Source organism: Pseudomonas sp. GW822-FHT06D10 (assembly GCF_058799535.1).
Genome location: NZ_JBXALN010000007.1, coordinates 268,056 through 292,409, shown reverse-complemented (window position 1 = coordinate 292,409; position 24,354 = coordinate 268,056). Strand labels below are relative to the sequence as shown.

Here is a 24,354-nt window from a genome sequence, read left to right as displayed (position 1 = left end):
CTTGCTTGAGTGCGGGAAAAATCGTGGGCTCAGCTGGCGGGGGTCAACCGCCTGCCGGGAAGTGGTCGCGCCAGTGCGCAGGCAATCGTCCCTGGTGGTACAGGCCTCGCAGGCGCTGCAACTGGGCCTGGCTCAACAGCTCGAAGGCAATGGCCTGGGGCAGGCCGTCGGCGACCTCGCGTTCGGCGGCCAGCTGTTCTTCCATCAGGTCCAGGGCCAACTGGTTGAGGTCGACGCTGCGCCGTTCTGCCAGGCCGTGGATGTGGCGGCTGTCCAGGCCCATGCCCAGGGTCTTGAGCACCAACTGGTGGAAGGCCCGTTCCGGGTAGTGGCGCGCGGCAAAGGGGTTGTCCAGGGCGATGGCGGCGAACACCTCGCGGTTGTTGGTGCGCCCGGCCTGGAGCGCCAGGTCGAGGCTGGCCCCCTGGCTGTCGAGGTCATCCAGGGCCTTGAGCAGGGCAGCCTTTTCCTGGTCGTCGCCCCAGAGAAACAGCTGGCGCAACAGGGCCAGTTGCCCGGCGCCGGCCTGCTGCTCCAGCAACTGGGCCAGCAGCAGCGCCCGGGCCAGTTGAGTGCGGTTGCAGTCCGGGCTGGGGGCCAGCGGTGCGTTGGCCAAGCGGCGCCGACACTGACTGCTGAGCAGCATCAGGGTGTTGGCCGAGGGCTGCCGGGCCAGTTGTTCCCGGGCTTGCTGCCACCAGCTTCGGCTGTCGTCGTCCAGATGCCGTTCCAGCAATTGCTGGCGCTCGGCGAAGGCACCATGGCGAATGGCAAGCGCCGGCGGCGCAGGGGCGATGGGGTCCATGTTCATGTCGGCTTGATCCAGCGTTGAAGGTGGGGAAGCAGAAAGAACACCAGCACACACAGCAGGCTGCCCAAGGGCTGGTTGGCCACCGCCAGCACCAGGGCGTCGAACAGCGGCAGGGCGGCCAGCCCGGCACCGATGAAGGCGCGGACCTGCCGTTGTTGCGGGTTGGCCAGGTGGCGCTGGTAGTGCCAGCCCAACCAGCCCAGCCACAGCAGCAGGACCAGCCAGAACACGCTGTTGCCGGCATAGGCGGCCAGGAGCAGAGGGCTGAGCATGAGCAGCAGCGGCAGGCGGCTGAGCAACTGGTTGCGATGCTCCAGGCGGGCCAGGTAGGTCAAGCCGGCGATGTAGGTGCCCAGCAGCGCGGCGCACAGCCACAATGGCTGGGGCGGCATGGCCAGGCTGGCGGCGGCGGTCAGGTACAGCGCCGAGCGGCAGCCGCCCATCAGCCAGACGCTGTGGGGATATTTCTTGTGCAGAAGGTTGTAGCCAAGGATAAACAGCAGCAGCAATCCGGCGCTGGCCAGCAGCCAGTGGGGCTGGGCAATCGTCCGGCTCAGGCCGAGGACCGCCAGCGCCGCCAGCAGCAGCAGCGCGGCAGTGGCCAGGCGGACCTGGGCGCGGCTGACCAGGCCGAGAACGATCGGGCGCGGGTTGTGGTGCTGCTGGTCCCAGTCGGCGTCCATCAGGTCGTTGAGCAGCATGCCCGCCAGGTACAGCGCCGAGAGCGCCACCAGCAGCAGGGTCCAGACCAGCGGCGAGGGCGGCGCCAGGGTGGTAGCGCTGCTGGCCAGCAGCGCGGCGGCCAGGGCATTGGTCCATACCGTTGGCAGGTTGGAGACCCGGCCCAGGGTCAGCCAGGTGGTCAGCGACGATTGGGTCATTGCGCGCACCCCGGGCCCCAGGCGAAATCCGGCCCGCCGAAACCCGCCAGGCGCAGCAGGGCCTGTTCCATCAGCGGCATGTCGATCTGGTGCACATCCACCGACTGGCCCAGGCGGTTGAGCATCGGGATCGACAGCTGGCCCCCCAGGTGCTGGCGGAACTCTTCCAGGCCCACCAGGATCGGCGAACGCCCCTGACTGTCCCGCAGGCTCAGTTCCGGCGGGCAGAGGTTGAAGCCGAGCCTGTCCAGCAGTCGCAGCAGGCGCTGGCAGTCGGCGTCGGACAGCAGGCCGCTGGCGTGGGCATACAGCGCATCCAGGGCCATGCCCACGGCCACCGCTTCACCGTGGCGCAAGCGATGCTGGCTGAGGTTCTCCAGCTTGTGGGCGGCCCAGTGCCCGTAGTCCAGGGGGCGGCCATTGCCCCGTTCGAACGGATCGCCGGCACCGGTGATATGGCCCAGGTGCAGTTCGGCGCAGCGGCGAATGGCGTAGCGGCTGGCGTTGTGCTCGAAACCGGCCAGGGCTTCGGCCTGCTGCTCCATCCACTGGAAGAACGCGGCATCCTTGATCACCGCGACCTTGACCGCTTCGGCCAGGCCGGCAATCTGGTCCCGGTGGGAAAGGCTGAGCAGCAGTTGGAAGTCGTTGATCACCGCTGTGGCCGGGTAGAAGGCCCCCAGCAGGTTTTTCTGGGCGAAGGCGTTGATGCCATTCTTCACCCCGATGCCGGCATCGTTCTGCGCCAGCACGGTGGACGGGATGCGGATCAGGCGCATGCCCCGATGGAAGGTGGCGCAGGCATAGCCCACTGCGTCCAGCACTGCGCCGCCGCCCAGGGCCAGCACATAGCAGTGGCGATCCAGGCCGTGTTCCAGCATTTGCGCGTACAGCTGCTGGAGCACGTCCGGGGTCTTGCTCAATTCGCCGGCCGGCACCGCGATCGGTGCGGCCTGCAGATGCAGGTCGGCGGCGTGGGCGCTGAAGTAGTGGTCGATCTGCTGCGGCAACTGGGGCGAGCACAGCAGCAGTTGTTCATCGACAAACACCAGCACCGTGGTGCGCCCCGGGTTCTGCCGGGTCAGTTGCTGATGCAGGCAGGGGTTGTCGGCCTGGAAGATGTGATCGGTAAACAGCACCGGGTAGTGGTAGCTCACCTGGAAGCGGCCCTCCAGAGGCTGCGCCTGATCGTATCGGGGCTGGGCCAGGCGGCTCTTGAACAGGCTGCGGGTGCCGAGGAACAGCCCGGGCAGCACCATGCTGGCGAGAATGGTTGCCAGCAGGGCGTTCTGTTCCACCAGCAGGCTGCCGATGGCGGCATAGGCCAGGGCCAGCCCGGCGTTGGCCAGGGTGGTGACCAGGAGAAACTGGCGCAGCGGATAACGTTGCATGCCGGCGGCCAGCACCGAGGTTTCTGCCAGCACCGGCACGCCACGCAGGCACACCAGGGACAGGGTGCTGAGGCGATAGGCCAGTTGCCCGGGTTGCCAGGTCCTGAGCCCCAGCCAATTGGACAGCAGGCGGAAGTAGCCGGCCCCCAGCCAGTAGCCGAGGCTGGCCCCCAGGCACAGGCCGATGAAGATCACCAGGTAGCCGCCAATGGCGCCCAGGGCCGCCACGGCCAGCAGTGCCACCAGGCTGGAGGGCACGGGCAGCAGCACGTCCAGGGCCAGCAGGGTTACCAGCAACAGGGCCAGGCTCAGGCGCTGTACGGGATCGGTGGGAAGGAAGGTGCCCAGGTGACTCAGCAGCTGTTGGATCTGCTGTTCAAACAACAGGAAACTGGCGATAACCAGGATCGAGAATAGTAATAACGAGAGCCAATAATTTTCGGCCGCACCCTTGAGTGAGAAGGCACGAGACAACGAGCTGCGCTTCATCAAGCATCCCTCTTGATTGATATGACTGGATTCCGTGTCAGTGTCAGCTGGGTAGGGCGGGAGGGCGTCTGGTTATTGAATTCCTCGACGGTTTTTATTGATCTTCTGGCGCCTGAAGAACACTTCAGTGGCGAGTAGCTATCAACTTAGTCAAGACCGAGGGTTTTGCAAGTAAGTTGAATGAAGTGGCCTGCAAGGCATTTTTATGGCCTCAGGGGAAAGTGCGTGTTTAGTCCGGGACGGCTCCGCTGAACGTCTTGCAAGAAGTCTGGTGGAGCCTGTTCTTGCTCAATGAATGCTGGGGATGGTATAGGCAGCGGGGCTGTTTTTTACTTTGCTATAAAGGTTATGAAAATTGGATATATAGAAAAAATCGTTTCATGAAAGCGCACTAAGTAATGTGCGAGGGCAGCTCTTGATGGATTTTTAAAAATGTTTCAAATCAGGTTTTGAAATAACGGATTAACCCTTGATTACTATTAGTCAGCTATTTAATGGCTTGCTTATTAATGGGGGAGTTATTTAGTTGTTCCATAGAGCTGTCCGAGCGGGTTGTTGGGGGAGTGTTTTTTGTTAATAGGAATCATTCGTGCCATTGTGGTTAACTTGTAGCTCCTGCAACTATCGGCATTTACCGCTATTAACCTCTCGGTAAACAGCGGCGAATTTAATCCGGGAAATGCCTTGTGCCATGAAGTTGCGGTGAGCCACGGCTCACCGCTTGCGGGTGATCAAGCCGCAGGGGCCTGTCCGGCCGCCAGAAACTGCTCGGTGGACAGCACGCTGGCATAGGCGAACGCCAGTGCCGCCATCACCGCACTTTGTACCTGGGCGGCGGGCACGCGCTGGCCAGCGAACTCCAGGTCGAGAGTGGCACAGGCGTCATGGATCACCTTGACCGGGTAGCCCAGGTCGGCAGCGGCCCGGGCAGTGCCTTCCACACACATGTGGCTCATGTTGCCGACGATCACCAGTTCCTCGATGCCCTGCTGCGTGAGCAGCGATTGCAGCTCGGTGTCGCGGAACGCGTTGACGAAATGTTTGAGCACCACCGGCTCATCGGCGTGGTTCTGTACCTTGGGGTGCAACTGCGCACCGGGGGAACCGGGAGTGAAGAAGGGAGCGTCGTCGGAGGTGAATTCGTGGCGGATGTGCACCACAGGTTCAGCGTTCTGGCGAAATGCCTGGATCAGCCGGGCGGCGTTGTCCGCTGCAGCGTCGACGCCGATCAGGGGCCACTTGCCGTCGGCGAAGTAGTCGTTCTGGATATCGATTACGATGAGTGCCTGTCTGGCCATGGGTAATACCTGCGGGTGAGTGATTGACGTGGGAGCCAGTATCGTCACCGGTCGTTCCTTCGAGGATTGGCCGCACCGACATTAACCGGGGGAAAACTGACAGTGGGTATTCAAGGCACGCACGCCGAATTGGGGGTACTGCTCTATCCCGGTGTGCAGATGGCGGCGGTACATGGCCTGAGCGACTTGTTCGAGGTGGCCAACCGGATTGCCGGCGAACAGCCGCAGGCGCAGTTGCCGCGGTTGCGCGTCAGCCACTGGCAGGCCAGCGGCGAACGGCCTCCGGTGCGGGTCCACGACAGCCTGGCCGAAGCCCCCGGGGCCTTGCTGGCGGTGTTGATCCCGCCTTCGCTGGCGGGCTTCTCAAGCCATCAGTCATCTGCCGCCCTGATGGACTGGCTGCGCCAGCAACACGCCGCTGGAGCCACCCTGGGCGGGGTCTGTGTGGGCTCGATCCTGCTGGCCGAAAGCGGCCTGCTCGATGGCCGCAGCGCCACCACCCACTGGACCTCGGCCCAGGCCTTCGCCGAGCGTTACCCACAGGTGCGCCTGGAAGCGGACAAACCCATTGTCGATGACGGCGACCTGATCACCAGCGCCGGGCTGATGGCCTGGGCCGAGCTTGGTCTGCGCCTGGTGAACCGCTTGCTGGGGCCGAGCATCGCCAGTGCCACGGCGCGCTTTCTGGTGATGGAACACAGTGCCAGCGCGAGCCAGTGCGGCAGCAATTTCGCGCCGATCCTCAGCCACGGCGACGGGGCGATTCTCAAGCTCCAGCACTGGCTGCAGGCCAATGGCGCGGTGGATGTTTCGCTGCCGGTGATGGCGCAGCAGGCGGGGCTTGAGCCGCGCACCTTGCTGCGGCGCTTCCGGGCGGCCACCGGCCTCAAGCCGACCCAGTACTGTCAGCACCTGCGGGTGGGCAAGGCCCGGGAACTGCTGGAGTTCACCAACGGCAGCATCGATCACATCGCCTGGACCGTGGGTTATCAGGACCCTGCCACCTTTCGCAGCCTGTTCCGGAAAATCACCGGGCTGGCGCCCAGCGAATACCGCAATCGCTTCGGTGCCACCTCTACGGCTGCAAGCCGGGTACCGTAACCCGGCTGCGGCCTGTTCAGTGGCCGGCCACTGCCCGGGCGCTGCCGCCGGTCGGCGCGAACGCTAGCGGGTTGCGGCGATCCAGGTGGCCGCTCAAGACGGTCAGGGCCAGGGCCACCAGCACCACCAGCGCGCCGATCCAGGCGGTGTGGATCAGCCCCAGGTGAGCGACGATCAAGCCCCCCAGCCAGGCTCCACCGGCAATCCCCAGGTTGAAGGCGGCAATGTTCAGGCCGGACGCCACGTCCACCGCCTGGGGTGTGTAGTGCTCGGCCTGACGTACCACATAGACCTGCAGCCCCGGTACGTTGCCAAACGCCACCGCGCCCCACAGCAGCACGGTCAGCAGCGCCAGCCATGGGTTGCCGGCGGTGAGACTGAGCATCAGCAGCACCGCGGCGAGCAGGGCGAAGATGATCTTCAGCGCGCCGATCGGTCCGCGTCGGTCCGCCAATTTGCCGCCCCAGATATTGCCCACCGCCACCGACACGCCGTACACCAGCAACACCAGGCTCACGGTGCCGGCGTTGAAGCCGGAAATGTCCTGGAGGATCGGCGCCAGGAAGGTGAAGGCGATGAACGAGCCGCCGTAGCCCACCGCGGTCATGGCGTACACCAGCAGCAGGCGCGGCTGCTTGAGCACCTGCAGTTGTTGCAGCAGCGACGCCGGCGGGCGGTGGGTAATGTTCTTCGGCACGAACAGCAGGCTGCCGATAAAGGCGATCACCCCCAGGGCGGACACTGCGAGGAAGGTTTCGCGCCAGCCCAGATGCTGGCCGATAAAGGTGCCCAGGGGTACGCCTGTGACCAGGGCCACGGTGAGCCCGGTGAACATGATGGCGATCGCGCTGGCGGCTTTTTCCTTGGGCACCAGGCTGGTGGCGATGGTCGAGCCGATGGAGAAGAACACCCCGTGGGCCAGGCCCGTGACAATCCGTGCCAGCACCAGGGATTCATACCCGGGTGCCTTCCAGGCCAGCAGGTTGCCAAGGGTGAACAGCACCATCAGCGACAGCAGCAACAGCTTGCGCGGCACCTTGCCGCTGAGGGCGGTGAGCACCGGGGCGCCAATCGCCACGCCCAGAGCGTAGAGGCTGACCAGCAGCCCGGCGGACGGCAGGCTGACCCCGAGGTCGGTACCTATGGTGGGTAGCAGGCCAACGATAACGAACTCGGTCGTGCCGATGGCGAATGCGCTGAGGGTTAGCGCGAGCAGGGCAATGGGCATCACTGCAACTCCGGTGAAAGTGGGATTGGCGCGCAGTGTCCGGGTTTGACTCGTGCGGAAAAATAGCCCTATCGGCACAAGATATTTGCCTGTGGGTCAAGGATCCCGGAGCCCGTCGTTCACCGGCGCGCCGGCCCCGGGGCAACTGAAGCGAACTTGCCGGGCGTTTGCTGATCAGTTCCTTACAGACCCTGCTGAAGGAGCCCTGCGTTGTGTTGAATTTCAAGACCGCGATCTTGCTCGGGATGCTGCTCGTTCTGGGCAGCAGCGAGCTCTGCGCCGCCACTGCCGCAACAGCCCCGGCGGCGGCCCCGGCCAAGCCGGAACTGCTGGTGGAAGGGGGGCTGCTGGGCGCCATCAGTTCAAGCATCGACGATGTCCAGGACAAGCTCGACCTCAATGAAAACCTGATCGACGCCTGGCGCCTGCGGGCCGACCGCGCGGCGGACGAAGTGGGGCGCCTGGTGAACCAACCCTCGGACCGTTCGGGCTGGAGCGTGGCCGGGGATTTCCTCACCTTGTCCGGCACCTGGCTGGGCGGCTTCGCCCTGCTCACGGTGCTGGCCGGGCTGCTGGTACGGCGGCTGAGCCAGCGGCCCTGGCTGCAAGCCCGGCCCCGAGGCCAGGGCCTGTTGGAATACCTGCTGCCTTACACCTTGCCGGCCTTGGTCTGCCTGCCGCTGACGCTTTACGTCAGCCATTCCCTGAACGGTTCGGTGGGGCGGGCGCTGGCCCTGTGCCTGGCCTATGCCACCAGCAGCGGCATCGTCTCGACCTCGGTGCTGTTGTGCCTGATCGTGATGTTCAACGTCGGGCACAAGCGGCCCGCGGTGCGGATCATCCGTGGCTACTGCCCGAAACCGCTGTTTCTGATCGGTTTCCTTGCGGCTCTCAGCGATGCCCTCACCAGCCCGCAGATCGCCCGCCAGTTGGGGGGCAATATCACCAGCAGCGTGGCGGTGTTCACCGGCCTGCTGGCCTCGCTGATCTTCGCGGTGCTGGTGATCCGCCTGCGCCGGCCGGTGGCGCACCTGATCCGCAACCGCTCCCTGGCCCAGCGTCTGAAACAGCCGGCGTTGCAGGAGTCGCTGCGGATCTTTTCCGGGCTCTGGTACTGGCCGATCCTGCTGATGGTGCTGGTCTCGGCGGTGAGCCTGATCGGTGCCGGCGAGGACAGCCAGCAGGCCCTGCGCTGCGCCTTGCTGACCACGGTGCTGCTGATCGCCACGGTGTTCCTCAGCACCGTGCTGCAGCACCTGTTCAAGTCCCGTAGCGCCCAGACGATTCAGCGCAGCAGCGCCTACAAGGAGCGTTTCCTGAGCCTGTTGCACGCCCTGCTGCGGATCGTCATGGCCATCGCCTTCATCGAGATCCTCGGGCGCATCTGGGGGATCTCGCTGTTCGAGTTCGCCCAGCGCAATACCGTGGGCCGGGCCATCAGCGACTCCCTGAGCAGCATCGGCCTGATCTTCCTGGTGACCTGGCTGCTGTGGGTGGTGCTCGACACGGCGATCCAGGAGGCCCTCAAGCCACCGGCCAACAAGCGTTCGGCGCGTCAGCCCAGTACCCGGGTCAAGACCATCCTGCCGCTGCTGCGCAATGCGATCAAAATCATCCTGGTGGTGATCTGCGCGATCACCACCATGGCCAACCTGGGGATCAACGTCGCGCCGCTGCTGGCCGGTGCCGGGGTGGTAGGCCTGGCCATCGGCTTCGGTTCCCAGCAACTGGTGCAGGACGTGATCACCGGCCTGTTCATCATCATCGAAGACACCCTGTCCATTGGTGACTGGGTGGTGCTCGACTCCGGGCATGCCGGCACCGTCGAGGGCCTGACCATCCGCACCCTGCGCCTGCGCGACGGCAAGGGTTTCGTGCATTCGGTGCCGTTCGGCCAGATCAAGGCGGTCACCAACCAGTCGCGGCAGTTCGCCTATGCCTTCTTCTCGGTGCAGTTCACCTACGACACCGACGTCGACAAGGCCATCGAACTGATCCGCGAAGCCGGGCGCTCCATCAGCGAGGACAGCTTCCTGCGTTACAACCTGCAAGGCGGCCTGGACGTGTTCGGGGTGGACAAGATGGACCTCAACGGTGTGGTGCTGACGGCCCAGTTCCGCACGGTGTCCGGCGGCCAGTACGCGGTGAGCCGGGCCTTCAACCAGCGTCTGAAAAAGCTTGTGGATAACTGCCCCTGGGTGCATTTCGCCCAGACTTATCCACAGCCGGTGGTGTTACCGGCGCGGCGGGTGCATGAAGACGAACCGGAACAGGACGACTCGGCGCTGCTACTCCCCGAATCCCCCCGCCCGCAATGATTGCGCAACGACGGCCATGCAGGAGCTGGCTTGCCAGCGTAAAGGCAGCTGGATGTGGCTCAGGGCTTCGGGCCCTTTCGCCGGCAGCCGGCTCCTTCGGGGGGAGGTCAGTGCCGGATGAGCTTGTTGCGCAGGGCCTGGGGTTCCAGCTCCAGCCACAGGTGCTGGGTGCCGCCGATGTCGGCGGCCGCCGGCAGGCCGTCGCGGAACACCAGGCGGTTGCCGCTCAGGGCCGGGACCTTGGGCCCGGGCAGCAGGGTCCCGGCAAGGTTCAGCGGGTCGACGCCGCACACCGCGATCAGGCTGCCGTCATGGGGCCGGCGGCGCACTTCGCGCAGTAGCGGGATGGCTTCCGGCAGGGCGAACTGCTCGCCGGCCAGGCCGCTGACGAAGCGCCCGCCGCGAATTTCTCCGCGGGCTTCGAGGCGATGGAAGGTACGCAGCAAATCACGCCAGTTGGGCAGCCAGTCGGCCTCGCGCTCCAGCAGGCGCCAGAACACCACGCCATAGCGGCGTAGCAGGGTCATGGCCACGTGCTCCAGGGTGGCGGCGCTATCCTCGCTGGCGGCGCGGCGCAACAAGGCCCAGCGCCCCGCGTCGTCCATTCCTCCGACGAAGGCGCCGCGACCCCGTCGGCTGCTGCGGTTCTGGCGCTTGCTGGCCGGGGTGATCAGGGCCCGCAGCCCGGCGAAGCTGTCGGCGTTCACCCATCCGGCGCCTACCAGTTCCTGCAGCACGGTTTCCAGTTCGCTGCGCAGCAGGTGGGCTTCCTGCAGCAGTTCATCGAAAAACAGTGCGCCCAGCTGGCTCAGTACGGCGTGAACCTTCCGGGCCTTGGGTGACAAGTCACTGCTGTCGATGGGGCAGGTCAGGGCGTTCCAGAGCGCCACGCGGGCCCGGGGCAGCAACACGATGGGGGTGCTGCGCAGGGCGCTGCCGGCGATCTTGCCGCTGCTGTTGATCCGGCTCCAGGCCACCTTGCCGCTGCGGCACAGGTCATCCAGCCAACTGGCGGAGTAATCCTTCAGGCGCGCCGGCAGCAGGTCGCTGTCCCAGGCCGAGGCCGCTGCGGGGTAGCCTTCGAACTGCGCGACCACCTCGGCCAGCATGGCACTGCCCTGGCCCTGGGTACCCGGGGAGAGGTGCTGCCAGTCGAACAGAAAGCGCATGAAATCCTGCAAGGCCACCGGTTCGATTTCCCGGCGCAGGCGCTTCACCGTGTAGCGGTGGATCCGCGCCAGCAGGTGACGTTCGCACCATTGTTCTTCATCGCCGCCAGGGCTGAAGCGCCCCCGCAGCACATAACCTTCGCTCTCCAGCTGGATCAGCGCCTGGTGGATGCTGGTAGCGGGCAGGCCCAGGGGGGCGGCGATCTGCGCCAGGGTCAGGGGAGCGAAGCCGCTGAGGCGGGCGCGAATCAGCTCCACCAGGGCCGGCTGTTCCTCCCAGGCCTGGTCGAAACCGGGCACCGGTTGCAGCGCGGGTTGCGAGGCGGCCTGAGGGTACAGCGCCCGCAGACAGCAGATGCGCTCCAGGGCCAGCCACAAGCCGCCGCCCGGGCCGGCCTGCAAGCGGCAGGCGCGGCCCTGGCTGGAAAGGGCTTGCAGCCACTCGGGCCAGTGGAGGTTGGCCTGTGCCTCGGCTTCGCTGATACAGGCCAGGCTCATCAGCGCTTCGTGCATTTCATCGGCACTGGCCGGGGCTGGCCAGGCTTCGGCGGCCACCGCGGCAATCGCTTCGGCATCCAGGGCGCCCAGGTCGTCGGTGGCTTGCGGGTCGCTCCAGCGCCGGGCCAGCACCGCCTGGGTACGGCGTTCCTCCAGGGGCGCGTCATCGAGAAAGGTGTAGGGCTTGGCGCTGAGGATTTCCGCCGCCAGGGGCGAGGGCGCCGGCAGTTCGCGGCTGAGCAGGCGCACCTGGCCCTGTTCCATGCGCCGCAGCAGGTTCAACCAGCCTTCGCTGTCCATGGCTTCGTGCAGGCAGTCGTCGAGGGTCTGCTCCACCAGCGGATGGTCGGGAATCTCGCGCTCGCCGGCCAGGTTTTCCAGGCAGGCGATCTGGTCGGGAAACACGCTGGCGATCAGGTCTTCGCTTTTCATCCGCTGGATCTGCGGCGGCACTTTGCGCCCGCCGCTGTAGCGCGGCAGGGCCAGCGCCACTCCGGCGTTCCAGCGCCAGCGCACGCCGAACAGCGGTGCGTCCAGCAGCGCCTGGACCAGGATGTGTTCGGCGCTGTTGCTGTGCAGGTAACGCCAGACCTCGTCCAGGGCGAAGCTGTGGCTGGTGGACAGGGAAAGGACGATCGCGTCCTCGCTGGCGGCCGCCTGCAATTCGAAATTGAAGGTGCGGCAGAAACGCTTGCGCAGGGCCAGGCCCCAGGCGCGGTTGATGCGGCTGCCGAAGGGGCTGTGGATCACCAGTTGGGTGCCGCCGGACTCGTCGAAGAAGCGCTCCATGATCAGCGTGTCCTGGGACGGCAGCGCGCCCAGGGCCAGGCGCGCCGGTGCCAGGTAATCCACCAGTTGCTCGGCGCTGGCCAGGTTCAGGCCCAGTTCGTGGTGCAACCAGTGGATGGCCGCTTGCAACTGGCCGGGCGTGGCGCCGAGCAACTCGTCGAGTTGGGCCAGCAGGCGCGCCACGGCACCGGAGAGTTCGGCGCTGCGCCCGGGGGCTTCGCCGAGCCAGAAGGGAATGTTCGGCGGCTGGCCCTGGGCATCCTCGACCCGCACCTTGCCGGTTTCCACCCGCAGGATGCGATAGGAGGTGTTGCCCAGCTGGAACACGTCGCCGGCAATGCTTTCCACGGCGAAGTCTTCGTTGACGCTGCCAATGTTCAGCCCCTGGGGCTCCAGCAGCACGCTGTAGTCGGCGTTGTCGGGGATGGTCCCGCCGCTGGTCAGAGCGGTCAGTTGGGCGCCTCGGCGCCCGCGCAGGGTGCGGGCCAGGGCGTCGCGGTGCAGGTAGGCGCTGCGCAGGCCCTGGCGCCCGTTGAAGCCCTCGGCGAGCATCTGCAACAGCGCCTGGTAGTGGGCCTGATCCAGGTCGGCGTAGGGCGCGGCCTGGCGCAGCATGTCCAGCAGCGCGGCTTCCGACCACTCCTGGCAGCTGACTTCAGCGACGATCTGCTGGGCCAGCACATCCAGGGGGGCATGGGGGATCAGTAGAGTGTCCAGTTCGCCCCGGCGCACGCAGTCGAGCAGGGCGGCGCATTCGATCAGGTCGTCGCGGGTCAGGGCGAACAACCGGCCCTTGGGCGTGCCGCCCACCTGGTGGCCGGAGCGGCCGACCCGCTGCAGAAAGGCCGAGATCGAGCGTGGCGAGCCGATCTGGCACACCAGGTCGACATCACCGATATCGATCCCCAGCTCCAGGGAAGCGGTAGCGATCAGCACTTGCAGGTCGCCGGCCTTGAGCCGCTGCTCGGCTTCCAGGCGCTGCTCCTTGGCCAGGCTGCCGTGGTGCGCGGCCACCGCCTGCTTGCCCAGGCGCTCGCTGAGGTGGCGGGCCAGGCGCTCGGCCTGGCGCCGGGTGTTGACGAATATCAGCGTGGTGCGGTGTTCCCTGGCCAGGTTGGCGAGGCGCTCGTACACCAGCTCCCAGACGTCATTGGCCATGACCGCCGACAGCGGCACCGGCGGCACTTCGATGTCCAGGTCCCGGGGGCGGGCGTGGCCGATATCGACGATTTCGCAAGGGCGGCCGTGGCCCACCAGAAAGCGCGACACGGCTTCGATGGGCTTCTGCGTGGCGGACAGGCCGATGCGCAGCAAGGGGGCGGCGCACAAGGCCTGCAAGCGTTCCAGGCTCAGGGCCAGGTGGCTGCCGCGCTTGCTGCCGGCCAGGGCGTGGATTTCGTCGATGATCACACTGCGGGTGCTGGCCAGCATCCTGCGGCCGGAATCCGAGCCCAGCAGCACGTAGAGGGATTCCGGGGTGGTGACGAGGATCTGCGGCGCGCTCTTGCGCATGGCGTTGCGGTCTTTCTGCGGGGTATCGCCGGTGCGCACCGCGGTGCTGATGGACAGTTCCGGCAGGCCCATGCGGCGCAGTTGCTCGGTGATGCCCGCCAGTGGCTGCTGCAGGTTGATCTGAATGTCATTGCTCAAGGCCTTGAGTGGCGACACATACACCACCAGGGTGGCGTCCGGCAGCTGGCCACCGCCGGCCAGCCCCTGGCGCACCAGGTCATCGATCACCGCGAGAAAGGCGGTCAGGGTCTTGCCGGAGCCGGTGGGCGCGGCGATCAGGGTCGAGCGGCGCTGGGCGATCAGCGGCCAGGCGCGGGCCTGGGCCGGGGTCACAGCGGCAAAGGTATGCTTGAACCAGGCGCTGACAGCGGGGTGGAAGCCGTCCAGCACCGGATTCACGGATTGGGCAAGGTTCATGGATGGATTTATGCGGCCGCACCCGGCAACTTGCAAGCGCCGTTGATTCCATGGGGGCCTCGACACTTTCTGAGTGACGCTTGCGCCACAAACCCGCAAAATGCAACGATTCCGGCAATTATCGACGGCCAGCCCCACGAGACTGGCCGACTCCAACCATCGTTCTGAACAGACTGGGCCTGCTGACTCTATGCGAATGCGCCTTATGTTACTGGGCGGCGGAAATGCCCTTGGGCAGGCGCTGATTCGCCTGGGTGCGGAGGAAGACATCGGTTTCCTCGCCCCCCGTCCGCCGCAAGACGGCTGGGATGCCGCGAGCCTTACGCAACTGCTCGACGACACCCGCCCGGATGCCTTGATCAACCTGGCTTACTACTTCGACTGGTTTCAGGCGGAGAGCGTGAGCGAGGCGCGCTTGAGCGGCCAGGAACGGGCGGTCGAGCGTCTGGCAGAGCTGTGCCAGCATCACAACATCATCCTCTTGCAGCCTTCGAGCTATCGGGTGTTCGACGGCTCCCGGGCGACTGCCTACAGCGAAAAGGACGAGCCGGTGCCCCTGGGCCTGCGCGGCCAGGCTCTGTGGCGGATCGAGCAAAGCGTTCGCGCTACCTGCCCGCAGCACGTGCTGCTGCGTTTCGGCTGGCTGCTGGATGACAGCCCGGACGGCATTCTCGGGCGTTTCCTGGCCCGGGCCGAATCCCCGGACGAACTGTTGATGGCCGACGACCGGCGGGGTAATCCGACCCCGGTGGACGATGCCGCGCGGGTGATCATCTCGGTGCTCAAGCAGCTCGATTGCGCCGCGCCGCTTTGGGGCACTTACCACTACGCCGGCCAGGAAGCCACCACGCCCCTGGCCCTGGGGCAGGCGGTGCTGACCGAAGCCCGGCAATTGCACCCGCTGGCCATCGAGGCGCCGACCGCCCAGGCCCATGCCGCCAGCGCCGATGCCGCCGAGGAACCGCAGCACGCAGTACTGGCCTGCAAGAAAATCCTTCATACCTTCGGGATCAAGCCGCGCGCCTGGCGTGCCGCGCTCCCGGCTTTACTGGATAGGTTTTATCGTCATGGCTGAGGGCCTCGTATTGATCACCGGCGGTGCCGGTTTCATTGGCTCGCACCTGGCCGATGCCCTGCTCGCCAAGGGCTACGCGGTGCGGGTGCTGGACGACTTGTCCACCGGCAAACCGAGCAATCTGCCGCTGGCTGATCCGCGAGTCGAGCTGATCGAAGGCAATGTGGCCGATGCGTCGCTGGTCAGCCAGGCCATGCAAGGCTGCTGCGCTGTGGCGCACCTGGCAGCGGTGGCTTCGGTGCAGGCCTCGGTGGACGACCCGGTGCAGACCCACCAGAGCAATTTCATCGGCACCCTGAATGTCTGTGAGGCCATGCGTGAGCACGGCGTCAAGCGAGTGCTGTTCGCTTCCAGCGCCGCGGTGTATGGCAACAACGGGGAAGGCCAGTCCATCGACGAGGACACGGCCAAGGCGCCGCTGACCCCTTATGCCTCGGACAAGCTGGCCAGCGAGTACTACCTGGATTTCTACCGGCGCCAGCACGGGCTGGAACCGGCGATCTTTCGCTTCTTCAACATCTTCGGCCCGCGCCAGGATCCGTCTTCGCCCTATTCCGGAGTGATCAGCATCTTCAGCGAACGCGCCCAGCAAGGCTTGCCGATCACCGTGTTCGGCGATGGCGAGCAGACCCGGGATTTCGTCTACGTCGGCGATCTGGTTCAGGTGCTGGTGCAGGCCATCGAGGCGCCGCAGTTGGAAGTGGGAGCGGTCAACGTTGGCTTGAACCAGGCCACGACCCTCAAGCAGATGCTTGCGGCCCTGGCCGAGGTGGTGGGTGCCTTGCCTCCCATCAGCTACGGCCCGGCCCGTGCCGGTGATATTCGTCACTCCCGTGCCGGCAATCAGCGACTGCTGCAGCGTTTTACCTTCCCCGAACCCACGCCGATGAGTGTTGGCCTGGCTCGCCTGATGGGCCGCTGAATGAAATTGCGGACATGAAAAAGGCGCCTGCAAGGCGCCTTTTTCATGTCTGGCGGGCTTAGAACTTGTAGCCCAGGCCAACCATGTAGACCATCGGGTCGACGTCGACATTGACCTTGGCACGGGTGCCTGGAGCCACACCGTTGTTGTCCACATAGGCGCGGGTGTCGATATCGATGTAACGCACTTGGGCGTTGATCATGATGTTGTCGGTCAGCATGTAGTCGGCGCCGACCTGCCAGGCCAGGCCCCAGGAGTTCTTGGCGCGGAAGTTGTCGAAACCGGCGGTCTGGGCGCGGCTGCCGACGTGCTCGTCGTAGATCCAGGTGTAGTTGATACCGGCACCGACATAGGGCTGGAACGCCGATTTGTTATCCAACGGGTAGTACACCACGCTCAGGGTTGGCGGCAGGTGCTTGAGGGTGCCGAGCTTGCCGTTGGCCGGAGCCAGGGCAGTGTTCTTGATCTTCACATCGTGTTCGAACGGGGTGGCGGCCAGCAGTTCGATACCGATGTTGTTGGTCAGCATGTAGGCGAAGTTCAAGCCCAGCTGAGTGTCGCTGCTCATGGTCGCCTTGCCGCCGAGGTTGGTGCCGGCCAGAGGACCGCGATCGACTTTGACGTCGGAGCTGTTGGCTTTTGGATTGACGGTAATCGCACCGGCACGAACGATGATGTCACCGGCTTCGTGGGCGTTGGCAATCGGGGCGGCGAGTGCGAGCGCGATCAGGGAGGCGCTAAGCAGAGACTTGTGCATGGGAGCTCCAAAGGACGATTCAGATTGGCTATGTCCAATGGTAAGGATCGTCAAGTTGACCGCCTTGACTCAGCTCAATGAAATGGCAAACCCCGGTTGGCGGGGTGAACTATTCTTTTGCCCCGCACTCTTTTGACGTTCCCCGGGCATCGCCCGCCCGCACTCTTTTACTCTGGCAACTCGTAGACGTAGATCTTCTGCGCCGCCATCTGGTAGCCGGCATCCGCCAGCTCGCTGGTGGAGGGCTTGACCTGCATATCGCCTTCGATCCAGTACGGCTGGTACAGCTCATCGAGTTTCACCCCGACTTCGCTGGTGACGTGGACGATCTGGTTCGATGGCGGTGGCGGTACGTGGATGCAGGCGCCGAAGTAGGGCACCAGCAGGAAGTCTGTGGTGCGTCCTTCCTCGCTCACTTCCAGGGGCACGATGTAGCCGGGCAGACGCACCGATTGGCCGTCGAGGCTCTTCACCACCGGGGCATTGGGCAGGTCTTGCTTGGCAGCGGGGGCCGATTCGGCGGACAGCGCATCGCTCATCTGCGACAGGTCGTGCAGCGGCTTCATGTTCGGCACTTCCGGCGGCGCGTCCGGCGGGATCATTTCCGACCAGGTCAGGTCCTTCGGAGCCCCCGCCGCCCACAGCGGTGAGCTGAACAGCAGCGATAGGGCAAGCAGAGAGCGCAGCAAGCGTTGGGTCTTCATAAACCAGGGCTCATAAACGAATCGACAGGCCATCGGCCAGGGATTGCCGGTAGGCGCGCCAGGCCGGCACGCTGCCCATCAGCAGCGCGGCGATCAGAATACCGCCCAGCAGCGTCCACTCATACTGGCTGGGCCAGGACAGTGGCAGGTACAGGCCGTAATTCGACTGCACGTAGCCCTGGGCCAGGGCGATGCCCAGGTACAGCAGGCCAAGCCCGGCCAGCACCCCGAACAGCGCCAGGGCGAAGGCTTCGAAGATCAGCAGGGTCGCAATGTGCCAGGGGCGCGCGCCCACCGAGCGCAGGATGGCCATCTCCCGTCGGCGTTCATTGAGGCTGGTGAGGATCGCCGTGAGCATGCCGATCAGGCCGGTCAGGACCACGAACAGCGACACCACGAACAAGGCTTTCTCGGCGGTGCCCATCAGGCTCCAGAGTTCCTGCAGGGCCACGCCGGGCAGGATCGCCAGCATCGGCTCGCCGCGGAATTCGTTGATCTCCCGTTGCAGGGCGAAGGTCGAGATCTTGCTGTTGAGGCCCAGCATGAAGGCGGTGATGGCCTGGGGCGTCAGGTCCATGTTGCGCGCCTGGTCGGCGCTGATGCGCCCCTCGCCACGGGCCGGCACGCCGTTGTGCCAGTCGATGTGGATCGCCTCCATGCCGCCCAGGCTGATGTGCAGGGTGCGGTCCACCGGAGTGCCGGTGCGCTTGAGGATGCCGACCACGGTGAAGGGCTTGTCGTCGTGCTTGACCAGGCTGATGGCCGCCACGCCATGGGCCAGTACCAGCTTGTCCCCCAGCTTGTAGTGCAAGGCATCGGCGACTTCGGCCCCCAGCACCACTTCGAAGGGGTCGCTGGCGAAGGCCCGGCCCACCGCCAGTTGCAGGTTCTGCTGGTGGCCGTACTGGTAGTGCTGGAAATAGGAGTCAGTGGTGCCCATCACCCGATAGCCGCGGTGGGAGTCGCCCAGGGAAATCGGGATCGCCCACTTTACCTTGGGGTTGCTGGCGAAGTGCTCGAAGCTGTCCCAGCGGATGTTGTTGGTGGCGTTGCCGATGCGGAATACCGAGTACAGCAGCAGGTTCACCGAGCCGGAACGGGCGCCGACGATCAGGTCGGTGCCGCTGATGGTGCTGGCGAAACTGGCCCGGGCTTCGGTGCGCACCCGCTCCACCGCCAGCAGCAGGCAGACCGAGAGGGCAATGGCGAAGGCGGTGAGGATCGCGGTGAAGCGACGGTTAGCCAGGCTGGCCATGGCTAGACGGAACAGATACATCTCAGACCTCTGCGGGCTTGGCGGCGCGATTGAGTTCGGCCAGCGACAGGTTGCGATCGAACAGCGCTGCCAGGCTCTGGTCGTGGCTGACGAACAGCAGGCTGGCCCCGGCTTCGCGGCATTCGGCGAACAGCAATTGGAGGAAGGCTTCCCGGGCGTCGTGGTCCAGCGCCGAAGTCGGTTCGTCGGCAATCACCAGTTCCGGCTGGCCGATCAGCGCCCGGGCCGCAGCGACCCGCTGCTGCTGGCCGATGGATAGCGAATCGGCGCGGCGGCCGAGCAGCTCTGGGTCCTTCAGCCCCAGGTGGGCCAGCAGGGTGGCTGCGGCCTGGTCGACGCTGCCATGGCGCTGTGCGGCGCGGCCGGCCCGTAGCTTGGAGAAGTGGCAGGGCAGCTCGACATTCTCGCGTACCGAGAGAAACGGCAGCAGGTTGAACTGCTGGAAGATGTAGCCGGTGTGATCGACGCGAAAGCGGTCGCGGGCGCCGGCCGAAAGCTCGGTCAGCTCCTGGCCCAGCAGGCGAATGCTGCCCTGGTTGGGTTTCTGCACGCCGCCCAGCAGGCCCAGCAGGGTGGTCTTGCCGCTGCCGCTGGGGCCCTTGAGGAACAGGGTTTCGCCGACTTCCAGGCGAAAGTCCGGAATGTCCAGTAACGGTGGATGACCGGGCCAGTTGAAGCCCAGGTTGGACAGTTCGATAAGTGCTTGGGTCATGTCGGGTCGATCATCGGATGAGTGTTGTAGCCGCCGAAGGCAGCGGCTACAGGGTTGGCGCTCAGAACTTCAGGGTTGCCGCCGTGGCGCTGGCTTCGACGCCCTGCTGGCCATTCGGCGAAATGAGTTGTACCTGAATTTTCTGGGTGGCGGGGAAGGTCTTGAAGACCTGCCCCAGATCGAGGGTCTTCAGGGCATCCGGCTTGGCGCAGGTGAAATGGTAGTGGGCGTGGATCTCGCTGTGCTCATGGTGATGCTCGTGGCCAGCGGCATCCTTGGCATCTTCGTCGTGGTCGTCATCGTGATCATCGGCATCGGGCTGGTCGCCGAACAGCGGGCTCTCCAGCTCCTGCTTGGCCACCACGCACGCCGCTGCCTTGGGCAGGCTGAACAGCACCAGCGGCTGTTCCAGCTGGGTGCGGGCGGCAGCCACCTTGGCCTTGTCGGCGTCGGTGCTCGGAGCGTGTTCGAAGCCCACCAGGTTCATTGCCGGGCTCTCCAGCTCCAGTTCCAGGGTCTGGCCGTCGAGCACTGCGTTCAAACGGCCGACTCCATGTTCGTGGGCGCCGAGGCTGCCATGTTCATGCTCGTGATCATGGGCTTGCGCGGCCTGGGCGGCGGCCAGCGGCAACAGGGCGAACGGCAGGGCGAGTAGCAGACGGCGCATAGCAAGTCTCCGGAGCGAAGATGAAATAAATGTTATGTGATCTTATAACAATTGGCCGCTGAGTTTGACCGGCCGCTTGGCGTTGCGCAAGACGCGTGGGAGCATGCTCGTCAGAAAAATTCAGGAGCACAGCAATGTTGCGGATTCGTGGAAGCATCGGCGACTGGCCGGTGGATTTGACCCTGGAACTGGACGAAGGCGACTGGGCGCAACTGGGTGCGCAGTTGCAGGCGGCCAAGCCCGAGAGCGTCGCGGTGGCGGCGAAGCCGGCCAGCCAGGACGATGCCCTGTGGCAGACCACCAAGGAGTTGCTGCGCAAGGCCGGGCAGCTCAGCGGGCCGGAGTTGCTGGAGCAACTGGAAGGGCTGACCGGTAGCGCGGCGGCAGGCAAGCGCTTGTTGGTGCGCTTGCGCCACTGCGCCGAGGTCAAGGTGGTGAGCGGCGCCGATACGCCGATCTACAGCTGGGTGCAATGACCCTGCAGGAGCCCGCTTGCTGGCGAATGCGTTCGGCCTGTCAGAACGCTTTCGCTGGCAAGCCAGCTCCTACACAAGCCAGCTCCTCCGGCTCAGTACAGGGCGGCGAACAGCTTGCGGCGGTAGGCGGTCACCAGGGGGTGGTCGTTGCCCAGCAGGTCGAAGACTTGCAGCAGGGTCTTGTGGGCGATGCCTTCGTTGTAGCTGCGGTTGCGCATGAACAGCTTGAGCAGGGCTTCGAGCGCCGCTTCATATTGCTGGCGCGCCAGTTGCTGGATCGCCAGTTGGTACAGCGCTTCATCGTCCTGCGGGTCCTTGGCCAGGCGCGCCTTGAGCTCGGCGGCGTCCGGCAGGTCCGCGGCCTGCTTGAGGAAGGTGATCTGCGCCTTGGCTCCGGCCAGGGCCGCCTTGTGCTCATCGCTCTTGACCGCGTCGAGCACGGTCTGGGCTTCACCCAGCTCGCCACGCTCGGCCAGGCAGCGGGCGTAGAGGATCAGCGCCTTGGCGTTGCTGTTGTCTTCGCCCAGCAGCACCTTGAGCAGGGCCTCGGCATCGCTGATACGGCCTTCGGCAAACAGGGCTTCGGCCTGTTCCAGCGGGTCGGCGGCCGGTGGTGGCGGCATCTGCACATGGGGTTCGAGCATGGCCCGCACCGCGGATTCCGGTTGCGCACCGGCAAAGCCGTCTACGGGCTGGCCGTCTTTGAACAGCACCACGGTGGGCAGGCTGCGGATGCCGAAGCGGGCGACGATGTCCTGCTCGATGTCGCAGTTGACCTTGGCCAGCAGCAGTTCGCCCTGATAGCTCTCGGCAATTTGCTGCAGCATCGGCATCAGCGCCTTGCAGGGCGCACACCACTCGGCCCAGAAGTCCACCAGGACCGGCTTGTGAAAGGAGTTCTCGATCACCGACTGGTCGAAATCAGCGGTGCGGGCGTCGAAGATGTAGGGCGTTTCCTGACTCATAGGGTATCTCGAATAAGCGGGAATGGAACCACTATAAAGGCTGGCCGGGAGGCTGAAAATCGCTATCGCCGCTGTGCGTGATAGAGGCTCACGTTGCGAAATTCCCAGGGTTCGGCCAGGTCGGGCAGGGTGAGGGCATTGAGCATTTCCAGGCGCTGATAGAGCGGGTGCTGGAAGTCCCGTACGCGGGAATCCGCCACCAGGGCCTGGCGGCCACGGCTGAGGAACTGGTCCAGCAGCGGCAGGTTGGCCCGGTCGTAGAGCACGTCCGCCACCAGGATCAGGTCGAAGCGGTCGGCCTCGGCGAAGAAATCCATGGAATAGCTCAGCTCGACGCCATTGAGTCGGGCATTCGCCCGGCAGGCGGCAATGGCCAGCGGGTCAAGGTCACAGGCCACCACTTCCCGGGCCCCGGCCTTGGCCGCGGCAATCGCCGCCACGCCGGAACCGGCACCGAAATCCAGCACCCGCTTGCCCGCGACCCAATGCGGCTGCTCGGCCAGGTAGCGCGCCAGGGCCAGGCCGCTGGCCCAGCAGAAGCTCCAGTAGGGCGGCTCGTGGAGGATGCGCCGGGTTTCTTCCGGGGTGAAGGCGCGGTCCATGTTGTCGGCGTCGATCAGCCAGAGCTTCAGCGTGGTGTCGGGCAGCTCGCAGGCTACCAGTCGCGCGTCCCCCAGCAGTTCGCTGAGGGCAGCTTGCAGGTCGAGCGGGACATTCATGGGGCTTTGACAAATTGCAGTTGGCCCAGGGCCTGGCTGGTGGGTTGGTCGATGCGTTGGGCCGGCAGGTGCAGGATCAATTGGCCGGACTGGCTGGCGCGGCCGCGCAGTTCGACCCGGGCTCCGGCCGGAAAGGCTTCGGTGGCAAAGCGCAGGCGGAACGGCAAGGCCTGGCTGGTGCCGCTCAGGTTGCTGCTGGCCAGCAGGCGTTGCGGACGGCCGCGCTCATCGATCACCAGCAGGGCCAGCTCGACATCGGCGCCGGCCGGTACGCCCTCGAGGGTGCCGCTCAACTCGCGCTGGTAGGCCGGCAGGGGGCCTGGATCGGCCGGTTCCTGATTTTTTTTCACCGCCTGCTGCTGTGAAGTGGAGGGGGCCGCGGTTTTTGGCGCATCGCTGCTGCAAGCGACCAACAGGCTGACAAGACTGAGCAGAACGAGCGGTCTGAGCGGCATCTGAAGCTCCAACAAGGCGAATTTCCGTGTGCGAAACATAATAGTCGGTCTGTATACCGTAAAGGCTATGGCTTGTCTTGCCAGTGGGATGCGCTACCATGGCCCTCCCTTTTTTTGTTGCCTGCCACCATGCACTGTCCCTTCTGCGGTGCCAACGACACCAAGGTCATCGACTCGCGTCTGGTCGCCGAGGGCGAACAGGTGCGCCGCCGGCGTGAATGCCTGGCCTGTGGTGAACGTTTCACCACCTTCGAAACCGCCGAACTGGTGATGCCGCGCCTGATCAAGACTGACGGCAGCCGTCAGCCCTTCGACGAAGAAAAACTGCGCGCCGGTATGCAGCGCGCCCTGGAAAAACGCCCGGTGAGTGTCGAGCGTCTGGAGGCGGCGCTGGTGCACATCAAGCACAAGCTGCGGGCCACCGGCGAGCGCGAGGTCAAGTCGCTGGTCGTGGGTGAGCTGGTGATGACCGAGCTGCAGAAGCTCGATGAAGTCGCCTACATCCGCTTCGCCTCGGTCTATCGCCGTTTCCAGGACCTCAACGAATTCCGCGAAGAGATCGACCGTCTCGCCCGTGAGCCGGCCAAGCAATGAGCCAGCCTGCCGAGCAAGCGGTCCTCGACGCCCACTACATGGCCCGTGCTCTGGAACTGGCGCGCAAGGGTCGCTACTCCACCCATCCCAACCCGCGTGTCGGCTGCGTCATCGTGCGCGACGGCCAGGTGGTGGGCGAGGGCTGGCACGTGCGGGCCGGCGAGCCCCATGCCGAGGTGCATGCCCTGCGCGCGGCCGGTGAACTGGCCCGTGGCGCCACCGCCTATGTGACCCTCGAACCCTGCAGCCATCACGGGCGTACGCCGCCCTGCGCCGACGCCCTGGTGAATGCCGGTGTGGCACGGGTGGTCGCGGCCATGCAGGACCCCAACCCGGAAGTGGCCGGCCGTGGCTTGCAGCGCCTGGCCCAGGCCGGCATCGATACCCTTGACGGTGTGCTGGAAGGCGAGGCGCGGGCGATCAATAAAGGCTTTCTGAAACGCATGGAGCACGGCCTGCCTTATGTGCGGGTCAAGCTGGCCATGAGCCTGGATGGCCGCACCGCCATGGCCAGTGGCGAGAGCCAGTGGATCACTGGCCCTGCGGCGCGCTCTGCAGTGCAGCGCCTGCGGGCCGAGTCCAGCGTGGTACTGACCGGCGCCGACACGGTGCTGGCGGACGACGCGCGGCTGACCGTGCGCGCCGCCGAACTGGGCCTGGATGCCGAGCAGACCGCCCTGGCCATGAGCCGGCCGCCGCTGCGGGTGCTGATCGACGGCCGCCTGCGGGTGCCTCTGGATGCGCCATTCTTCAAGGCCGGCCCAGCGTTGGTTGCCACTTGTGCGGCGGTGGAAGAGCAATACGCCAACGGCCCGGAATGCCTGATTGTTCCAGGCCCCGATGGCCAGGTGGATCTGCGTCGCCTGCTGTTGGAGCTGGCGGCCCGTGGGGTCAACGAAGTGTTGGTGGAAGCCGGCCCACGCCTGGCCGGGGCCTTTGCCCAGCAGGGCCTGGTGGACGAGTACCAGATATTCGTCGCCGGCAAGTTCCTCGGTTCCTCTGCGCGGCCGTTGCTGGACTGGCCGCTGGCGCAGATGAGCCAGGCGCCATTGCTGAAGATCATAGAAATGCGTGCGGTGGGCGATGACTGGCGAGTCACTGCCATCCCGGCCCCGCCAGCGAGCGTATAA

The 24,354-nt window shown here is 65.5% G+C and carries 21 protein-coding genes; 7 read left to right on the top strand and 14 right to left on the bottom strand.

The annotated features are described in order from the left end of the window. Positions 1–43: 43 nt before the first annotated feature. The 4 genes from AC1RL5_RS24090 to AC1RL5_RS24075 all read right to left on the bottom strand — a co-directional run bounded on the left by AC1RL5_RS24090 (position 44) and on the right by AC1RL5_RS24075 (position 4,870). Positions 44–811, bottom strand: coding sequence for an EboA domain-containing protein (locus AC1RL5_RS24090; RefSeq protein ID WP_093409633.1), 768 nt, complete (start codon positions 809–811; stop codon positions 44–46). Continuing rightward, on the bottom strand, positions 808–1,692 hold the full coding sequence (locus AC1RL5_RS24085) for a UbiA family prenyltransferase (protein ID WP_072452850.1): 885 nt from the start codon (positions 1,690–1,692) through the stop codon (positions 808–810). The genes AC1RL5_RS24090 and AC1RL5_RS24085 overlap by 4 nt, the downstream gene beginning before the upstream one ends. Next, the gene (locus AC1RL5_RS24080; RefSeq protein WP_072452851.1) at positions 1,689–3,572 is read right to left on the bottom strand and encodes a 3-dehydroquinate synthase; all 1,884 of its coding nucleotides are present in this window, start codon (positions 3,570–3,572) and stop codon (positions 1,689–1,691) included. The genes AC1RL5_RS24085 and AC1RL5_RS24080 overlap by 4 nt, the downstream gene beginning before the upstream one ends. Before the next feature lie 731 nt (positions 3,573–4,303). Next, complete coding sequence (locus tag AC1RL5_RS24075; protein ID WP_072452852.1) at positions 4,304–4,870, bottom strand: cysteine hydrolase family protein; 567 nt, start codon at positions 4,868–4,870, stop codon at positions 4,304–4,306. A 159-nt stretch (positions 4,871–5,029) separates the two neighbouring features. On the opposite strand from AC1RL5_RS24075, the gene AC1RL5_RS24070 reads away from it, so the two are divergent. After that, a complete protein-coding gene (locus tag AC1RL5_RS24070) occupies positions 5,030–5,971 on the top strand; it encodes a GlxA family transcriptional regulator (protein ID WP_492590144.1) in 942 nt (313 codons plus the stop codon). Between the two features lie 16 nt (positions 5,972–5,987). Here the strand turns inward: AC1RL5_RS24070 and AC1RL5_RS24065 are convergent, their stop codons facing one another. Beyond that, positions 5,988–7,199 carry an MFS transporter gene (locus tag AC1RL5_RS24065; RefSeq protein ID WP_207239565.1) on the bottom strand — a complete coding sequence of 404 codons (1,212 nt, stop codon included), beginning with the start codon at positions 7,197–7,199 and terminating at the stop codon, positions 5,988–5,990. Positions 7,200–7,411: 212 nt separating this feature from the next. Between AC1RL5_RS24065 and AC1RL5_RS24060 the strand changes: the two genes are divergently transcribed. Beyond that, positions 7,412–9,517 (top strand): mechanosensitive ion channel family protein, encoded by a 2,106-nt coding sequence (locus tag AC1RL5_RS24060; RefSeq protein WP_072453040.1) that lies wholly within the window; start codon positions 7,412–7,414, stop codon positions 9,515–9,517. 107 nt (positions 9,518–9,624) lie between these two features. Here AC1RL5_RS24060 and AC1RL5_RS24055 read toward each other — a convergent pair whose 3' ends face one another. Beyond that, positions 9,625–13,902 carry a DEAD/DEAH box helicase gene (locus AC1RL5_RS24055; RefSeq protein ID WP_492590133.1) on the bottom strand — a complete coding sequence of 1,426 codons (4,278 nt, stop codon included), beginning with the start codon at positions 13,900–13,902 and terminating at the stop codon, positions 9,625–9,627. A gap of 190 nt (positions 13,903–14,092) precedes the next feature. On the opposite strand from AC1RL5_RS24055, the gene AC1RL5_RS24050 reads away from it, so the two are divergent. Together AC1RL5_RS24050 and AC1RL5_RS24045 are read left to right on the top strand one after the other, a co-directional pair. After that, positions 14,093–14,977: a sugar nucleotide-binding protein gene (locus AC1RL5_RS24050; protein ID WP_036995925.1), complete on the top strand. Its 885-nt coding sequence runs from the start codon at positions 14,093–14,095 to the stop codon at positions 14,975–14,977. Further along, positions 14,970–15,899: an NAD-dependent epimerase/dehydratase family protein gene (locus AC1RL5_RS24045; protein WP_072444880.1), complete on the top strand. Its 930-nt coding sequence runs from the start codon at positions 14,970–14,972 to the stop codon at positions 15,897–15,899. Before AC1RL5_RS24050 ends, AC1RL5_RS24045 begins: the two co-directional genes overlap by 8 nt. A 58-nt stretch (positions 15,900–15,957) precedes the next feature. On the opposite strand, the gene AC1RL5_RS24040 is transcribed toward AC1RL5_RS24045, so the two are convergent. From AC1RL5_RS24040 to AC1RL5_RS24020, 5 genes are all read right to left on the bottom strand, one after another. Then, complete coding sequence (locus AC1RL5_RS24040) at positions 15,958–16,656, bottom strand: OmpW/AlkL family protein (RefSeq protein WP_072444882.1); 699 nt, start codon at positions 16,654–16,656, stop codon at positions 15,958–15,960. 167 nt (positions 16,657–16,823) lie between these two features. After that, on the bottom strand, positions 16,824–17,345 hold the full coding sequence (locus AC1RL5_RS24035) for a DUF3299 domain-containing protein (protein ID WP_026019988.1): 522 nt from the start codon (positions 17,343–17,345) through the stop codon (positions 16,824–16,826). 25 nt (positions 17,346–17,370) lie between these two features. Beyond that, positions 17,371–18,636 (bottom strand): ABC transporter permease, encoded by a 1,266-nt coding sequence (locus tag AC1RL5_RS24030; RefSeq protein WP_072452864.1) that lies wholly within the window; start codon positions 18,634–18,636, stop codon positions 17,371–17,373. Between the two features lies 1 nt (position 18,637). Beyond that, the gene (locus AC1RL5_RS24025) at positions 18,638–19,348 is read right to left on the bottom strand and encodes an ABC transporter ATP-binding protein (RefSeq protein ID WP_019093216.1); all 711 of its coding nucleotides are present in this window, start codon (positions 19,346–19,348) and stop codon (positions 18,638–18,640) included. A gap of 61 nt (positions 19,349–19,409) precedes the next feature. Further along, a complete protein-coding gene (locus AC1RL5_RS24020; protein ID WP_492590131.1) occupies positions 19,410–20,015 on the bottom strand; it encodes a DUF2796 domain-containing protein in 606 nt (201 codons plus the stop codon). A 134-nt stretch (positions 20,016–20,149) separates the two neighbouring features. On the opposite strand from AC1RL5_RS24020, the gene AC1RL5_RS24015 reads away from it, so the two are divergent. Further along, positions 20,150–20,491, top strand: coding sequence for a hypothetical protein (locus AC1RL5_RS24015; protein ID WP_072452868.1), 342 nt, complete (start codon positions 20,150–20,152; stop codon positions 20,489–20,491). A gap of 92 nt (positions 20,492–20,583) precedes the next feature. On the opposite strand, the gene trxA is transcribed toward AC1RL5_RS24015, so the two are convergent. From trxA to AC1RL5_RS24000, 3 genes are all read right to left on the bottom strand, one after another. Next, positions 20,584–21,456 carry a thioredoxin gene (gene trxA, locus AC1RL5_RS24010; protein WP_145714326.1) on the bottom strand — a complete coding sequence of 291 codons (873 nt, stop codon included), beginning with the start codon at positions 21,454–21,456 and terminating at the stop codon, positions 20,584–20,586. Between the two features lie 62 nt (positions 21,457–21,518). Next, the gene (locus AC1RL5_RS24005) at positions 21,519–22,175 is read right to left on the bottom strand and encodes a class I SAM-dependent methyltransferase (protein ID WP_053154128.1); all 657 of its coding nucleotides are present in this window, start codon (positions 22,173–22,175) and stop codon (positions 21,519–21,521) included. Further along, positions 22,172–22,630, bottom strand: a complete 459-nt coding sequence (locus AC1RL5_RS24000; protein ID WP_011063740.1) for a hypothetical protein — start codon at positions 22,628–22,630, stop codon at positions 22,172–22,174. Before AC1RL5_RS24000 ends, AC1RL5_RS24005 begins: the two co-directional genes overlap by 4 nt. A 129-nt stretch (positions 22,631–22,759) precedes the next feature. On the opposite strand from AC1RL5_RS24000, the gene nrdR reads away from it, so the two are divergent. Both nrdR and ribD read left to right on the top strand, forming a co-directional pair. Next, entirely contained in the window at positions 22,760–23,224 is a 465-nt protein-coding gene (gene nrdR / locus AC1RL5_RS23995; protein ID WP_019095943.1) for a transcriptional regulator NrdR, read from the top strand. Continuing rightward, on the top strand, positions 23,221–24,354 hold the full coding sequence (ribD, locus tag AC1RL5_RS23990) for a bifunctional diaminohydroxyphosphoribosylaminopyrimidine deaminase/5-amino-6-(5-phosphoribosylamino)uracil reductase RibD (RefSeq protein ID WP_103408106.1): 1,134 nt from the start codon (positions 23,221–23,223) through the stop codon (positions 24,352–24,354). The genes nrdR and ribD overlap by 4 nt, the downstream gene beginning before the upstream one ends.

What these genes read in the sequence shown, in the direction of transcription:
- AC1RL5_RS24030 (WP_072452864.1), bottom strand. Translation starts at nt 18,636, where the DNA reads ATGTATCTGTTCCGTCTAGCCATGGCCAGCCTGGCTAACCGTCGCTTC.
- AC1RL5_RS24075 (WP_072452852.1), bottom strand. Translation starts at nt 4,870, where the DNA reads ATGGCCAGACAGGCACTCATCGTAATCGATATCCAGAACGACTACTTC.
- AC1RL5_RS24065 (WP_207239565.1), bottom strand. Translation starts at nt 7,199, where the DNA reads ATGCCCATTGCCCTGCTCGCGCTAACCCTCAGCGCATTCGCCATCGGC.
- AC1RL5_RS24005 (WP_053154128.1), bottom strand. Translation starts at nt 22,175, where the DNA reads ATGAATGTCCCGCTCGACCTGCAAGCTGCCCTCAGCGAACTGCTGGGG.
- AC1RL5_RS24080 (WP_072452851.1), bottom strand. Translation starts at nt 3,572, where the DNA reads ATGAAGCGCAGCTCGTTGTCTCGTGCCTTCTCACTCAAGGGTGCGGCC.
- AC1RL5_RS24050 (WP_036995925.1), top strand. Translation starts at nt 14,093, where the DNA reads ATGCGAATGCGCCTTATGTTACTGGGCGGCGGAAATGCCCTTGGGCAG.
- AC1RL5_RS24000 (WP_011063740.1), bottom strand. Translation starts at nt 22,630, where the DNA reads ATGCCGCTCAGACCGCTCGTTCTGCTCAGTCTTGTCAGCCTGTTGGTC.
- AC1RL5_RS24055 (WP_492590133.1), bottom strand. Translation starts at nt 13,902, where the DNA reads ATGAACCTTGCCCAATCCGTGAATCCGGTGCTGGACGGCTTCCACCCC.
- AC1RL5_RS24020 (WP_492590131.1), bottom strand. Translation starts at nt 20,015, where the DNA reads ATGCGCCGTCTGCTACTCGCCCTGCCGTTCGCCCTGTTGCCGCTGGCC.
- AC1RL5_RS24070 (WP_492590144.1), top strand. Translation starts at nt 5,030, where the DNA reads ATGGCGGCGGTACATGGCCTGAGCGACTTGTTCGAGGTGGCCAACCGG.
- AC1RL5_RS24090 (WP_093409633.1), bottom strand. Translation starts at nt 811, where the DNA reads ATGAACATGGACCCCATCGCCCCTGCGCCGCCGGCGCTTGCCATTCGC.
- nrdR (WP_019095943.1), top strand. Translation starts at nt 22,760, where the DNA reads ATGCACTGTCCCTTCTGCGGTGCCAACGACACCAAGGTCATCGACTCG.
- trxA (WP_145714326.1), bottom strand. Translation starts at nt 21,456, where the DNA reads ATGAGTCAGGAAACGCCCTACATCTTCGACGCCCGCACCGCTGATTTC.
- AC1RL5_RS24040 (WP_072444882.1), bottom strand. Translation starts at nt 16,656, where the DNA reads ATGCACAAGTCTCTGCTTAGCGCCTCCCTGATCGCGCTCGCACTCGCC.
- AC1RL5_RS24025 (WP_019093216.1), bottom strand. Translation starts at nt 19,348, where the DNA reads ATGACCCAAGCACTTATCGAACTGTCCAACCTGGGCTTCAACTGGCCC.
- AC1RL5_RS24045 (WP_072444880.1), top strand. Translation starts at nt 14,970, where the DNA reads ATGGCTGAGGGCCTCGTATTGATCACCGGCGGTGCCGGTTTCATTGGC.
- AC1RL5_RS24085 (WP_072452850.1), bottom strand. Translation starts at nt 1,692, where the DNA reads ATGACCCAATCGTCGCTGACCACCTGGCTGACCCTGGGCCGGGTCTCC.
- ribD (WP_103408106.1), top strand. Translation starts at nt 23,221, where the DNA reads ATGAGCCAGCCTGCCGAGCAAGCGGTCCTCGACGCCCACTACATGGCC.
- AC1RL5_RS24015 (WP_072452868.1), top strand. Translation starts at nt 20,150, where the DNA reads ATGTTGCGGATTCGTGGAAGCATCGGCGACTGGCCGGTGGATTTGACC.